The organism is Litoreibacter sp. JB4-2 (genome assembly GCF_055693445.1).
Genome location: NZ_CM146334.1, coordinates 2,012,895 through 2,025,022, shown reverse-complemented (window position 1 = coordinate 2,025,022; position 12,128 = coordinate 2,012,895). Strand labels below are relative to the sequence as shown.

Sequence of the window (12,128 nt, the reverse complement as noted above, 5' to 3'; positions counted from 1 at the left end):
GTGCCGATGGTTGCTCAGACACACTTAAGCGGAGCAAATGCCCCTGCAGCCCGGCTGGGACAGGCCAAACAGCTGGTCTTTTGGGGCACTTATGATTTGTCCAAACCGCGCACCCGCATTTTGCTTGATGGGCTGCGCGACATTGATGCCGATGTCACCGAAATTCACGCCCAGATCTGGCCAGACCACGCCGACAAAAGCCAGATGGGCGCGAGTGCGCTGGCGGTCGCGCTGATCCGCGCGCTTTTGTGCTACCCGATGTTGATCTGGCGCTTTCTAGCCAGCCCGCGCGACGCGGTGGTCATCGTGCCCTATCTGGGCGCGCTCGACGTGCTGGTGCTTTGGCCCTTTGCCAAGCTTCGCGGGCAACGCATTGTCTGGGACATGTTCCTGTCGCTCTTCGACACGGTGGTCAATGACCGCCAGATGGTCGCCCCGCGTGGCCCTGCTGCCTTTTTGCTGCGGGCCGTGGAATGGCTGGCCGCACGCGCGGTGGACCGGGTGCTTTTGGACACGCAAGCGCATGCCGACTATATCGCGCAGCTCTTTGGGCTGGGCGAAGCCAAAACCGCCGCCGTGCCGGTTGGCGCGGAGCTTGACAGCTTCCCGCGCCTTGACCCGCCTGCGGCGCATGGTGGCCGCCCCAAAGTGCTGTTCTATGGCCAGCTGATCCCGTTGCACGGGGTTGAAACCATTCTGCAAGCAGCGCTCAGCGAGCGCGGCCGCGCGATTGACTGGCACATTATCGGCACCGGGCAGGACCGCCCCAAGCTGGAGGCTGCTTTGCGCGATACCGGGGACGGTACGGCGCACATCACATGGCAAGATTGGGTGCCCTACCCATCACTGATCGACGCGATTGCCGCGTCTGACATTTGCCTCGGCATTTTTGGGGCGTCGCGCAAGGCGGCCTCGGTGGTACCAAATAAGGTCTATCAGGCGTTGTTTGCCGGGCGGGCCGTGATCACCCGCAGCTCCGCTGCGATGACCGAAAGCTTTGCGCCGCAAGACAGCCTTGCGCTGGTGCCCCATTCGAACCCCGACGCCCTGTTGGACGCCATTGAGGCGTTGCAAGCCAAGGGCTACCCGCCGATGCCGCTGGGCCAATTGGAACAGGCCCGCCCGGCCGATATTGCCACGCGGTTTCAAAGCGTGATCGGCAACGGACCCACACAGACAGAGGGAACCACCTCATGACCGACACGACCGAGACCTACATGCCGCCCGAACGCGCGCCTTTGGTGCAGCATCACCCGCATTACGGCCCCGCCTTGCCCGGGCTGCAATGGGTGCCTGCACCGCGTTACCTGATGCGGCGCGATGTGATCTTACGGCTGGCACGCGGCCTGACACCGGGCCGCTTTCTTGAGCTGGGGTGCGGCGCGGGCGCGTTGCTTGATGACCTAACGCGGCTGGGCTTTACGGCCGTGGGAGCGGATCAATCGGCATCTGCCTTGCGGGTCGCGCATGCGCTTTTGAACGACAACCCGAACGCGGAAGCTCGCGCTTCCTGCGACGGGTTGGAGGAGGAGAGCTTTGACCAGCTTGCAGCGTTTGAAGTGCTTGAACATATTGAGGACGATCTTGAGGCGCTGACCGATTGGGCGCGCTATCTCAAGCCAGGCGGCACGTTGATGGTGTCGGTTCCTGCCCATCCCGAACGGTGGAACCCCGCCGATGTCTGGGCCGGGCATTACCGGCGCTACACGCGCGACGATCTGCAAACGCTGGTGCAACGCGCCGGGTTCGAGGTTGAACAGGTGCAATGCTACGGCTTTCCCGTCGCCAATATCATGGAACGGTTGAGCGCGCGCATCTACGCCCGCCAAACCGCTGAACGCGGTGGCGACGACATGGACCAAGACGACCGCACCAGCGCCAGCGGTACAGACCGCAGCCTGTTGACCCGGCTTTGGCCGTTCTACAGCGCCTGGCCCGCCAGCCTGGCGATGCGGCTGATCTGGCGCGTGCAACGGCTGTTTTTGAATGGCGACCGCGGGATCGGGTACCTCGTCGTAGCGCGCAAGGCCTGACGGATGTGGCGCGCGGCGCGATATATCGGCACCGTTCTGGCGCTGGGCTTTGTCGCCACCCTTTTGTGGCGCAGCGCTTCCGAGATCCCGCCACTTGATCTGAGCGCCAGCAAAGTCTGGCTTGGTTTGGCTGGTGGCTTCTTGCTGTACGGTGCATCGCAGTTTATTGGCGCCGGGGCGTGGCGCGCGACGCTGCGTGTTTATGACGTGCATCTGCCGCGTGGCCGCGCCGAGAGCCAGCTTCTGGTCTCGCAAATTGGCAAATATATTCCGGGCAATATTGCCCATCTGTTGGGCCGCGCTGTGCTAGCGCGCGCTGACGGGGTGGGGGGTGCCAGCATTGCCGGCGCCATGCTGTTAGAGGTGGCGTTCCTGCTGATCGCCGCCGTTTTGATTGTGGGCACGATGCTGCTGGGCGCGCCCGGGTTGATGGCGCTTCTTGCCGCCGGGCTGCCGGAGGCGGCAATGGGCTGGCCCGTTGCAGCGGTTGGATTGGCCATCGTGGTCTGCCTTGTGGCAGGGCAGCTATACCTGTGGCGCCGGGCGGGCAGGCCTAAGCTTGTACTGGCCCGCGTGATACAGCCGGTTGCACGACATCTGAGCAATTTCGCTGTGCTGGGCGTGTCGCTTTGGTGCGTGGCGCTTGTGGTGGCGCCGCAATCCGGATCAGAAACGGGCATTGGAATTGGGCATTGCGTGGCGATTTTCGCAACCGCCTGGGTGGCGGGTTTCCTGCTGCCGGGCGCACCGGGCGGCGTCGGCATGCGCGACGGCATCATCGCCATTGGGCTTGAGCTGTTTATGGCCCCGGGTGCCGCGCTGGGCGCTGCGTTACTGCATCGCGCGGTTTCCGTCGCTGGTGATGTGACTATTTTTGGGATTGGGATGGTGATGCGGCGGCGCTTTGGGGCGGCGGCCCCGGATCTGCCACGTCGCCCGCGCAGCGCCAATGTGTCATCTGGCGGCGCCGGGACTTAAGCCGGGCTGCGTGACAGGATCGCGCGCCTGCGCCACAGCACCGCAATCAAGGCGAGCGCGATGCCAAAAAGTTCGATCCAATCGGCCACGTGAAACGGCCCCAGGTCACGGGAATAGTAGGCGGCCAGATCGTGGTGGCTGATGCCTTTCACGATGGTGAAACCCACAGTGATGAACAGACCAAGCAGCAACAGGGCGTTGCGCCACAGCACCCGCCGGAACAAGATGCTAAGCACCAAAAACGCAATCGCAAAACTGCTCACCAGAATGACCAAAGCCGCAAATTGTATCTCGCGCTTGGCGCCGTAGACATCCATCGCGCGGGCCAGGCATTTGCCAAAGGTCCAGCCAAACGCATGCAAATCCAGCGGGGTGTTGAAGGCTTGAAAAATCATCACGCCGCCGCAAATTGCCCAAAGCAGACGTTCGCGCCCGTGCAACAGCTTGCGATACCGCAGCAACATAAGCCCGGTCAGCGCATAGCAGATCACCATGATGGTGCCGCTCAGAAGCGGGTCGCCCCAAATCTCATTCCATCGGGAAAAGCCGCATTGGGCCGAGGACCATAACACGTCCATACGGCCCCCTCGCCAAGCGCCTTAGGTTTTGCGCAGCCGGATCACCACATCGACGGATGCGATCTCGGTGCCCGCGGGCGCGTTTGGCAGCCCGCTGATTTCAAGTTCTTCTTTCGGCGCGTCGGTCAGGATACGGTCATCCTCCCAAAAGTAATGGGGATGGTCGTCGACGCGGGTGTCGAAATAGGACTTGGTACCATCGACCATGACTTCACGGATCAGCCCGGCGTCGCAGAACGCGCGCAATGTGTTATAGACGGTCGCCAGTGAAACGCTGTTTCCGCAGCCATCGGTGGCGGCATGCAGGCTTTCGGCGGTGACGTGACGGTTTTGCCCGTCGCCCACCAGCAATTCGGCCAATGTCAGGCGCTGCCGCGTTGGGCGCAGGCCTGCCCCGGCCAACCATTCGGTGCTGCGTTTCATTGTTTCGGTCGTCATTTTGGGTCCGATCATCGCGTTCCTTACCTACATATAAGGTGCATACCCCCTCTGTTTCAAACGAAATTCGCATCTGCGACACTGCAGCCATGCGCCCGGCTGGCCTTGCGCCGCCCAAACCGCCAATGCTAGAGCTTTGCTTAGCAAAACAACAACATCTAGGGGCAGGGCCGCATGTCAGACTATCCAACGAGCTTCGACCGCGAGGGTCTATTGAAATGCGCGCGCGGCGAGCTGTTTGGCCCCGGAAACGCCCAATTGCCCGAACCGCCGATGCTGATGATGGACCGGATTACCGATATTTCGGGTGACGGCGGCGCGCATGGCAAAGGTCATGTGCTGGCCGAGTTCGACATCAACCCGGAGCTTTGGTTCTTCGATTGCCACTTCCCCGGCAACCCGATTATGCCCGGATGTCTGGGTCTGGACGGGCTTTGGCAACTTACTGGCTTCAACCTTGGCTGGCGTGGCTGGCAGGGGCGCGGCTACGCATTGGGCGTGGGCGAGGTGAAGCTGAAAGGCATGGTGCGCCCCGACCGCAAAATGCTGACTTATAAGATTGACTTCACCAAAGCGATCCAAACCCGCCGCCTGACCATGGGCGTGGCCGACGGCATCGTCGAGGCTGACGGCGAGGTGATCTACGAGGTCAAAGACATGAAAGTTGCCCTCAGCGAAAGCTAAAATGCCCGGGGGCAGAAGCCCGAGACATTCTAGAATGTCGCCAGCACCTTGGATGCGTGATCGCTACCGCACAGCTGCGAGCTGATTAATTAGGCAGATATGGCGCCATTGTTTCCTTTTTGGGGACAACAGTGCCATTAAGCTTCGGGAAACTACAGTTTTCCTTACTCGCGCCCCCAGATTTCAGAAATTAACCTTTTGGTAAGTGTGGGGAGTCGTAGTTGACTCGACGTTTGCCAACAGCGCTAAGCTGACGGCATCAAGCCTGTGGGGGCGGGTCAGTACATATGTCGCAAGAAGTTGTCGATCTTATCAGAATTGCTCATTTGGTTTGTTTTGCCCTTGGCATGGGCGCGGGTCTCTATTTCGACATGCGCACGCTGCGGCGCATCAATACGCCCTTCAGCGAAACCGATCTGGCGGAATTTGGGCGGGTCCATCGCTATGTCTTGGGTGCGCTCATGGGGATGTGGGTCTCGGGGTGTGCGCTGATCTATGTGCGTACCGGCTTCGTCTTGGCGGAGTTTTCGCCGAAGCTGTGGATGAAACTGATCCTTGTCACGGCCCTGACCTTCAACGCGTTCGTCATCGGTGCCTATGTATTGCCCCGGGTGCGGCAGGCTGTTGGCCGTGCCGCCATCGATCTGCCCCTTCGCGACATGCTTCCGATGACTATGAGCGCGTCCGCGTCGATGTTCTGCTGGCTGGGCGGGCTGGTGCTGGGCGCCAGCGTGACGCTGAAGACCGCGAACTGGGTAACGCTAAGCCAGTTTTTCGTGGTCGAGTTTGTTGTCATCGTTCTGGGCGCGCTGATCGGCGTGCTGGCCCTTCGCGCGCTCTTCCACCGTAGCAACGGGCAAAAGGGGCGCAGGCCCAAACTGCCAAGAGCTGTATCGACGCGCCAAAGCCTATGACGTTTACCTCTGCGATGCGGCTCTCGATGCGTGGTTCGGATAGCCGCCGCTATAACTAGCCCGCTAAGACCCCGCTGCCGTCCGCGCACCCACTCACCCCCTTTCGGCTTGCACCCCAACGCGCCGCTGTCCTACACAGATCTTGCTTACAGGAGGAGTGCGCATGCGCCGCGTCGTCGTTACAGGACTGGGGATCGTCTCCCCCATCGGGAATTCCGCGGCGGAGGTTACGGCCGCGCTGAAAGCGGGCACATCCGGCATTGAGGCTAGCCCCGAGATGGCTGAGCACGGGTTCCGGTCGCAAATCGCGGGCACGCTGAAGATTGACATCAAGGAGCATGTCGACAAGCGCCGGTTGCGCTTCATGGGACCGGGTGCCGCCTATGCGCATATCGCAATGGAGCAGGCGATTGCGGATGCAGGGCTGGAAGAAAGCGACGTCGTCAACCCACGCACCGGGCTGATCGCGGGCTCTGGCGGGCCATCGACATCTGCAATGCTGACGGCGCATCAATCTGTACTGTCGACAGGTGCGACCAAGCGGATCGGGCCGTTTGCGGTGCCAAAATGCATGTCGTCGACCATCTCGGCCAATTTGGCCACGGCCTACCAGATCAAGGGGATCAACTATTCGATCACCTCGGCCTGCTCGACCTCCCTGCATTGTATCGGGGCGGCGTCGGAGCAGATCATGCTGGGCAAACAGGACGTCATGTTCGCCGGCGGCGGCGAGGAGCTGGACTGGACGCTGTCATGCCTTTTCGATGCGATGGGCGCGATGAGCAGCAAGTATAACGACACGCCCGAACGCGCCAGCCGCGCCTTTGACGCCGATCGCGACGGGTTCGTGATCGCTGGTGGCGGCGGCATCGTGGTGCTGGAAAGCCTTGAGCACGCGCAAGCGCGTGGTGCGAAGATTTACGCCGAGGTCACGGGCTTTGGAGCCACCTCAGACGGGGCCGATATGGTCGCGCCATCGGGCGAGGGCGGCGAACGCGCGATGCGCATCGCTCTGGACACGATTCCAGAGGGCCGCCGCGTCAGCTACATCAACGCGCATGGCACCTCGACGCCCGTGGGCGATGTGGGCGAAGTTGAAGCCGTACGGCGCGTTTTCGGGCAAGGGTCGACCCCGCCGATCAGCTCGACCAAGTCGATGACGGGCCATTCCCAAGGGGCCACAGGCGCGCAGGAGGCGATCTACTGCCTGCTGATGCTGCAAGGCGATTTTATTGCGCCGTCGATCAATGTCGAAACGCTCGACCCAGCGCTGGATGCGGCTGAGATTGCCACCTCGCTGGTCGAAAATGCCGGGCTAGACACGGTGATGACAAACTCGTTTGGGTTTGGCGGCACCAACGGATCCATGCTGCTGTCCACATTCAAGGAATAACCAGATGTCACTTTCAATGCAGGGCAAACGTGGCCTGATCATGGGCGTGGCGAATGAACGCTCCATCGCCTGGGGTATTGCCAAGGCCATGTCCGAGGCGGGCGCGGAGCTGGCGTTTTCGTATCAGGGTGAGGCGTTCGGCAAACGGGTTGAGCCTTTGGCGGCCTCCCTCGGGTCCGACTTGCTGGTCGATGTGGATGTGACCGATGACGCGTCGTTGGATGCGTGTTTTGGCATGTTGCAGGATAAATGGGGGACGCTTGATTTCGTTGTCCACGCGATTGCCTTTTCCGACAAGAATGAGCTGACGGGGCGTTTCGTTGACACGTCGCGGGACAATTTCAAAAATTCGATGGTGATCAGCTGCTATTCCCTGATCGACGTGGCCAAGCGCGCGGCCCCGATGATGACGGAAGGTGGCACTTTGCTGACGCTGACCTATCAGGGTTCGAACCGGGTGACGCCGTTCTACAATGTTATGGGCGTGGCAAAGGCGGCATTGGAGGCCGCCGTGCGGTATCTGGCCAATGACCTTGGCCCCGACGGCATCCGCGTCAACGCGATTTCACCCGGCCCGATGAAAACACTGGCTGGCGCGGCCATTGGCGGGGCGCGGAAAACCTACAAACACACCGACCAAAACGCGCCCATGCGTGCCAATGCGACGCTGGAGGCCGTGGGCGGCACGGCGGTCTATCTGGCCTCCGACGCGGGCGCCTGCACCACGGGCGAGATCATCCGTGTCGATGGTGGCTACCATGTGCTGGGCATGCCCCAGAGCGAAAACCTCTAACCCTTCATTGTTTAAAAAATATTCCGGGGGAGGCGCAGCCGGGGGGCAGAGCCCCCTACCGCGGCGCGCTTGCGCGGCGCAACCACTCTAGCCTTCTAACGGCGTCATCGCCCCGAAACCGGCGCCTGTTGGGTCGGCCAAGATCGCCACACGCCCGACGCCGGGCACATCCCACGGCGCGCGGTAGACTTTGCCGCCGATGCTTTCGGTTTGCGCGGCCATGGCGTCGATATCGTCGACCGCAATGTAAGTCAGCCAATGTGCGTCCATATCCTTCATCTCGGGCATAGCCGCGAGATCGAAAATACCCGCAACCATCTGCTCGCCGACCTTGGCGACATGATAATCGCCGCCTTCCTCCATCGGCATGCTGTCAAATTCCCACCCACAGACCTTGGCGTAATAAGCCTTTGCTGCTTCGACGTCGTTGGTGTTCAACTCGGTCCAGTGAATGGTTCCATGCGCTGTCATCGTCGTATCCTCCGTGATTGCGCATAAGTCTTAGCACGATCTCGGCGTTTTCCTCGCCCCCTGCCTGTGTCAGGCTTCGCACCAAAGCCGGAGGATCGCCCATGACCATCACCACCTGCATTTTCGACGCCTATGGCACGTTGTTCGACGTCGCCGCCGCAGCGCGTCAGGCCGCGAACGAGCCGGGGCGCGATGATTTGGCGGCCTGCTGGCAAAAACTGGCGAATGATTGGCGGTTGAAGCAGCTACAGTATACGTGGCTGCGCGCGGTCGCTGATGCGCATTGCGATTTCTGGGACGTCACGCAAGACGGGCTTGATTGGGCGATGGAAAACAACGGGTTAGATGATCCTGAGCTGCGCGAACGTTTGCTTCAACTCTATTGGGAGCTGCAGGCCTATCCTGAGGTTCCCGACATGTTGGCTGCGATGAAAGGCGCTGGGCTGAACACCGGGATCTTGTCCAACGGATCGCCCCCGATGTTGGACGGCGCAGTGCAATCGGCGGGGTTGTCGGAGCTGTTGGATGACGTGCTGAGTGTTGAAAGCGTTGGCGTCTTCAAGCCGCATAAATCGGTCTATGACCTCGTGGGTAAGCGTTTTGGATGTGAGAGGCATGAGGTGCTTTTCGTCTCGTCCAACGGCTGGGATGCCGCCGCTTCCGCCGGGTACGGGTTCCAAACTGTCTGGGTGAACCGGGCAGGGGAGCCGATGGACCGCCTGCCCTGGACGCCTTCAAATGTCCTGAGCGATCTGACACCTATCCCCAACTTGGCTGCGAAATTATGACAACATTTACCGCTTCTGACGGCGCGCGTTTGCACTTCACCGATGAGGGCACCGGCCTGCCTGTACTTTGCCTTGCCGGGCTGACGCGCAACGGCACGGATTTCGACTATGTCGCGCCGCATCTCGAAGATGTGCGGCTAATTCGGCTGGATTATCGCGGTCGGGGGAAGTCCGATTGGACGGGGCCTGACACCTATACTTTGCAGCGCGAAGGCATGGATGCGGTAGAATTGCTCGACCATCTGGGTCTGGAGAAGGCGGCGATCCTTGGCACATCACGCGGCGGCATTATCGCGATGGGATTGGCCGCGACAGTGAAGCATCGGCTGATCGGGGTTTGCCTGAATGATATCGGGCCGGAGCTGGCCGCTGGCGGGTTGGACGCGATCAAGGATTATCTGGGGCGCAGGCCGGTTTTCAAAACGCGTGAGGCGGCGGTCAGCGCCTTGTCGACCCGCATGGCAGGCTTTGACAATGTGCCTGAAACCCGCTGGCGCGCGGAGGCGGATAAGCACTATATCGACGATAAGAAGGGTTTGAATTTCAACTATGACCCGAGCTTGCGAGATGCGGTCTTGAACAGCGCCGCCCAGAACCTGAACCCGGACCTATGGCCGTTTTTCGATGCGTTGCAGGATTTGCCATTGGCGCTGATCCGGGGCGCGAATTCTGATCTTTTGACGTCGGAAACAGCCGAGAAGATGCAGGAGCGGCGCCCGGATATGCTGTTCGCCGACGTCCCGGATCGCGGCCACGTGCCCTTTTTGGACGAACCCGCATCGCTGCTGACGATCAAGGCATGGCTAGGGGAATGTCGGTGAATATCGAGATGATCGAAGCCGCCGCCGAGCGGCTCAAAGGCCACGCGCGCGTTACGCCGTTGCTGTCTTCGCCCTTCCTTGACGAGATCGCGGGGCGGCGGGTGTTTGTGAAGTCGGAGGCCCTGCAACATACCGGCTCGTTCAAATTTCGGGGCGGTTGGTCGGCGGTCTCAAACCTGACAGACAACACGTTGAAGGCGGGCGTCATCGCCTTTTCAAGCGGCAACCATGCGCAGGGCGTGGCTTTGGCCGCGCGCGAGCACGGGGTCGCGGCAGTGATCGTGATGCCCCAAGATGCGCCCCAGGTGAAGATCGACAACACCCGCGCCTTGGGCGCCGAAGTTGTGCTGTACGACCGCGCCAATGAGGATCGCGAACAGATCGGCGCTGATTTGGCGCAAGAACGTGGGCTGACCCTTATTCGCCCCTATGATCAGCCAGAGGTCATCGCGGGCCAAGGGACATGCGGGCTGGAAATTGCGGCCCAAGCGGTCGCGCAGGGGGTGAGTGCAAGCGATGTTTTGGTCTGTTGCGGTGGCGGTGGGCTGACATCGGGCATCGCGCTGGCCTTGGAGAAACACGCGCCCGATCTGCGCGCCCGCCCGGTGGAGCCCGAAGGGTTCGACGACGTGGCGCGGTCTTTGGAAGCCGGAATGCACAAGCGCAATGACAAACTGTCGGGATCCATTTGCGACGCGATTGTCACGCCAACACCCGGGGAACTGACCTTCCCGATCATGCAGAACCTGTGCGGGCCGGGCATTGTGGTGCCAGACGAAGACTGCCTTCGCGCCATGGCTTTGGCTTTCACGCGATTGAAGCTGGTGCTGGAACCTGGTGGCGCGATTGCGCTGGCGGCGGCACTGTTTCATGGCGATCAAATTGAGGGCGATGACGTGATCACTGTCGCCTCCGGCGGCAATGTCGATCCGGGCATTTTTCAAAACGCATTGACCAAATATGGGAGCGCGGCATGAGCGACTTCACCATCGCCAGTTTCAACGTCAAAAACCTGATCGGGGCGGAGGCGGAATATTACCGCTTCCAGAAATACACGGTTGAGGAGCACGCCTGGAAAGAAGACTGGCTGGCCGAAATGCTGGTCACGATGAACGCCGACATCGTGGGTTTTCAGGAGATTTTCGAGCTGGACGCGTTGCAATCTGTGGTGGACGCAGCGGACACGATCGGGCTTGCGTCAAATGAATTGGTGGTGCCGGACGCATCCAAACGCTACCGCAAACGCGCGATTTTCAGAAAGCTGGCCTATAGCGACTACCGCGAGGCCAAGATCGCATTCGCGCCCAATGCCAATGATGGGGACCCAGGGCACAGGCGCCCCGGGCTGGCGATCCTGTCGCGGTTCGGCTTTGTGGGGGAGCCGGAAATCATTCAGGATTTGTCGCCCGAATTGCAGGTTGATTTCAGCGGCGGGGAGGCTGGACATTTCAAACTGACCCGCGTGTCGCGCCCGATCCTGAAAGCGCGCATTCCGGTCGGCGATACGGTGATCACCGTGTTTAACTGCCACCTCAAATCCAAATTGGGGGAGTTTGACCGACCTGAGGGCGCAGAGTTCGCGCCTGAGGCGGATGTGACCGAATATGATCCGGTGGGCCGCGCCTTGGGCGCTTTGCGCGCCGCAACACGGCGCATGGCAGAGGCCTGGGTGCTGCGCCGCTTGATTGTCGCGGAGCTGGAGGCGGGACATCCGGTGATGGTTCTGGGAGACTTCAACGACAGCGAGAACGCGGTGAGCTCCGAGATTATTTCTGGTGAGAAGCCGTTCAAGAATTATTCCTGGATGCTGCGTCATGACGCCAAACACGCGGCTGACCGCTATACCAGTGCTGAGAATGAGGCGATCCAAGAGGCGGTGGAACGCGTCCGGTTGGAAAGCTGCGAGAAGCTGTTCGTGCAGAAATCGCTGCGCGACATGGTCTATACGTCGGCTTTTGGCGGGGTCTATGAAAGCATCGACCAAATCCTGATCTCACGCCATTTCCGTGACAGCGACGCGCAGATTGGAGAGATGGAATATTTCTCCGTGTTCAATGACCACCTGACCGACGGCTCCCATCCTGAGGCGCCTTACAACAAGCTGGCCTCGGACCATGGCCAAATTATGGGGCATTTCAAGCTTTGGAGATGAAGGGATTGCGCCGCGCTGCGCGCGTCGCGGTGGTGGGGGCTCTGCCCCTGGCCTGCGACCTCCCCCGGAATATTTTTAAAACAAT

Annotated in this window: 14 protein-coding genes; 11 read left to right on the top strand and 3 right to left on the bottom strand. The window is 60.9% G+C overall.

Features of this window, described 5'->3' with window-relative positions; all coding sequences use genetic code 11:
• Window positions 1–6: 6 nt before the first annotated feature.
• Genes ACZ1G7_RS10030 through ACZ1G7_RS10020 form a run of 3 tightly spaced genes read left to right on the top strand, consistent with a single transcriptional unit; the run spans window position 7 to window position 3,011 of the window.
• Window positions 7–1,197, top strand: coding sequence for a glycosyltransferase (locus ACZ1G7_RS10030; protein WP_472659274.1), 1,191 nt, complete (start codon window positions 7–9; stop codon window positions 1,195–1,197).
• A complete protein-coding gene (locus ACZ1G7_RS10025) occupies window positions 1,194–2,033 on the top strand; it encodes a class I SAM-dependent methyltransferase (protein ID WP_472659273.1) in 840 nt (279 codons plus the stop codon). Before ACZ1G7_RS10030 ends, ACZ1G7_RS10025 begins: the two co-directional genes overlap by 4 nt.
• Window positions 2,034–2,036: 3 nt before the next feature.
• Complete coding sequence (locus tag ACZ1G7_RS10020) at window positions 2,037–3,011, top strand: hypothetical protein (RefSeq protein WP_472659272.1); 975 nt, start codon at window positions 2,037–2,039, stop codon at window positions 3,009–3,011.
• On the opposite strand, the gene ACZ1G7_RS10015 is transcribed toward ACZ1G7_RS10020, so the two are convergent.
• Together ACZ1G7_RS10015 and irrA are read right to left on the bottom strand one after the other, a co-directional pair.
• A complete protein-coding gene (locus ACZ1G7_RS10015; RefSeq protein WP_472659271.1) occupies window positions 3,008–3,589 on the bottom strand; it encodes a hypothetical protein in 582 nt (193 codons plus the stop codon). The two genes, ACZ1G7_RS10020 and ACZ1G7_RS10015, sit on opposite strands and share 4 nt — an antisense overlap.
• Before the next feature lie 21 nt (window positions 3,590–3,610).
• Window positions 3,611–4,027, bottom strand: coding sequence for an iron response transcriptional regulator IrrA (gene irrA, locus ACZ1G7_RS10010; protein ID WP_472659270.1), 417 nt, complete (start codon window positions 4,025–4,027; stop codon window positions 3,611–3,613).
• Window positions 4,028–4,201: 174 nt separating this feature from the next.
• On the opposite strand from irrA, the gene fabA reads away from it, so the two are divergent.
• The 4 genes from fabA (at window position 4,202) to ACZ1G7_RS09990 (ending at window position 7,811) form a co-directional block, all read left to right on the top strand.
• The gene (gene fabA / locus ACZ1G7_RS10005; RefSeq protein WP_472659269.1) at window positions 4,202–4,711 is read left to right on the top strand and encodes a bifunctional 3-hydroxydecanoyl-ACP dehydratase/trans-2-decenoyl-ACP isomerase; all 510 of its coding nucleotides are present in this window, start codon (window positions 4,202–4,204) and stop codon (window positions 4,709–4,711) included.
• A gap of 287 nt (window positions 4,712–4,998) precedes the next feature.
• Entirely contained in the window at window positions 4,999–5,625 is a 627-nt protein-coding gene (locus ACZ1G7_RS10000; RefSeq protein WP_472659268.1) for a hypothetical protein, read from the top strand.
• A gap of 163 nt (window positions 5,626–5,788) precedes the next feature.
• Window positions 5,789–7,018: a beta-ketoacyl-ACP synthase I gene (gene fabB / locus ACZ1G7_RS09995; protein WP_472659267.1), complete on the top strand. Its 1,230-nt coding sequence runs from the start codon at window positions 5,789–5,791 to the stop codon at window positions 7,016–7,018.
• Between the two features lie 4 nt (window positions 7,019–7,022).
• The gene (locus ACZ1G7_RS09990) at window positions 7,023–7,811 is read left to right on the top strand and encodes an enoyl-ACP reductase FabI (protein ID WP_472659266.1); all 789 of its coding nucleotides are present in this window, start codon (window positions 7,023–7,025) and stop codon (window positions 7,809–7,811) included.
• 87 nt (window positions 7,812–7,898) lie between these two features.
• Here the strand turns inward: ACZ1G7_RS09990 and ACZ1G7_RS09985 are convergent, their stop codons facing one another.
• A complete protein-coding gene (locus ACZ1G7_RS09985; RefSeq protein WP_472659265.1) occupies window positions 7,899–8,282 on the bottom strand; it encodes a VOC family protein in 384 nt (127 codons plus the stop codon).
• Between the two features lie 101 nt (window positions 8,283–8,383).
• Here ACZ1G7_RS09985 and ACZ1G7_RS09980 point away from each other — a divergent pair, with 101 nt between their 5' ends.
• From ACZ1G7_RS09980 to ACZ1G7_RS09965, 4 genes are read left to right on the top strand one after another with little or no spacing between them, the layout of a single operon-like run.
• A complete protein-coding gene (locus tag ACZ1G7_RS09980; protein WP_472659264.1) occupies window positions 8,384–9,070 on the top strand; it encodes a haloacid dehalogenase type II in 687 nt (228 codons plus the stop codon).
• Window positions 9,067–9,891 (top strand): alpha/beta fold hydrolase, encoded by an 825-nt coding sequence (locus ACZ1G7_RS09975; protein WP_472659263.1) that lies wholly within the window; start codon window positions 9,067–9,069, stop codon window positions 9,889–9,891. The genes ACZ1G7_RS09980 and ACZ1G7_RS09975 overlap by 4 nt, the downstream gene beginning before the upstream one ends.
• Window positions 9,888–10,868 carry a threonine ammonia-lyase gene (locus ACZ1G7_RS09970; RefSeq protein WP_472663709.1) on the top strand — a complete coding sequence of 327 codons (981 nt, stop codon included), beginning with the start codon at window positions 9,888–9,890 and terminating at the stop codon, window positions 10,866–10,868. Before ACZ1G7_RS09975 ends, ACZ1G7_RS09970 begins: the two co-directional genes overlap by 4 nt.
• Window positions 10,865–12,043 (top strand): endonuclease/exonuclease/phosphatase family protein, encoded by a 1,179-nt coding sequence (locus ACZ1G7_RS09965; RefSeq protein WP_472659262.1) that lies wholly within the window; start codon window positions 10,865–10,867, stop codon window positions 12,041–12,043. Before ACZ1G7_RS09970 ends, ACZ1G7_RS09965 begins: the two co-directional genes overlap by 4 nt.
• The last annotated feature ends 85 nt before the right edge of the window (window positions 12,044–12,128 follow it).

Coding starts and splice junctions, on each gene's coding strand:
- ACZ1G7_RS10030 (WP_472659274.1), top strand. CDS start 7: ATGGTTGCTCAGACACACTTAAGCGGAGCAAATGCCCCTGCAGCCCGG.
- ACZ1G7_RS10025 (WP_472659273.1), top strand. CDS start 1,194: ATGACCGACACGACCGAGACCTACATGCCGCCCGAACGCGCGCCTTTG.
- ACZ1G7_RS10020 (WP_472659272.1), top strand. CDS start 2,037: ATGTGGCGCGCGGCGCGATATATCGGCACCGTTCTGGCGCTGGGCTTT.
- ACZ1G7_RS10015 (WP_472659271.1), bottom strand. CDS start 3,589: ATGGACGTGTTATGGTCCTCGGCCCAATGCGGCTTTTCCCGATGGAAT.
- irrA (WP_472659270.1), bottom strand. CDS start 4,027: ATGACGACCGAAACAATGAAACGCAGCACCGAATGGTTGGCCGGGGCA.
- fabA (WP_472659269.1), top strand. CDS start 4,202: ATGTCAGACTATCCAACGAGCTTCGACCGCGAGGGTCTATTGAAATGC.
- ACZ1G7_RS10000 (WP_472659268.1), top strand. CDS start 4,999: ATGTCGCAAGAAGTTGTCGATCTTATCAGAATTGCTCATTTGGTTTGT.
- fabB (WP_472659267.1), top strand. CDS start 5,789: ATGCGCCGCGTCGTCGTTACAGGACTGGGGATCGTCTCCCCCATCGGG.
- ACZ1G7_RS09990 (WP_472659266.1), top strand. CDS start 7,023: ATGTCACTTTCAATGCAGGGCAAACGTGGCCTGATCATGGGCGTGGCG.
- ACZ1G7_RS09985 (WP_472659265.1), bottom strand. CDS start 8,282: ATGACAGCGCATGGAACCATTCACTGGACCGAGTTGAACACCAACGAC.
- ACZ1G7_RS09980 (WP_472659264.1), top strand. CDS start 8,384: ATGACCATCACCACCTGCATTTTCGACGCCTATGGCACGTTGTTCGAC.
- ACZ1G7_RS09975 (WP_472659263.1), top strand. CDS start 9,067: ATGACAACATTTACCGCTTCTGACGGCGCGCGTTTGCACTTCACCGAT.
- ACZ1G7_RS09965 (WP_472659262.1), top strand. CDS start 10,865: ATGAGCGACTTCACCATCGCCAGTTTCAACGTCAAAAACCTGATCGGG.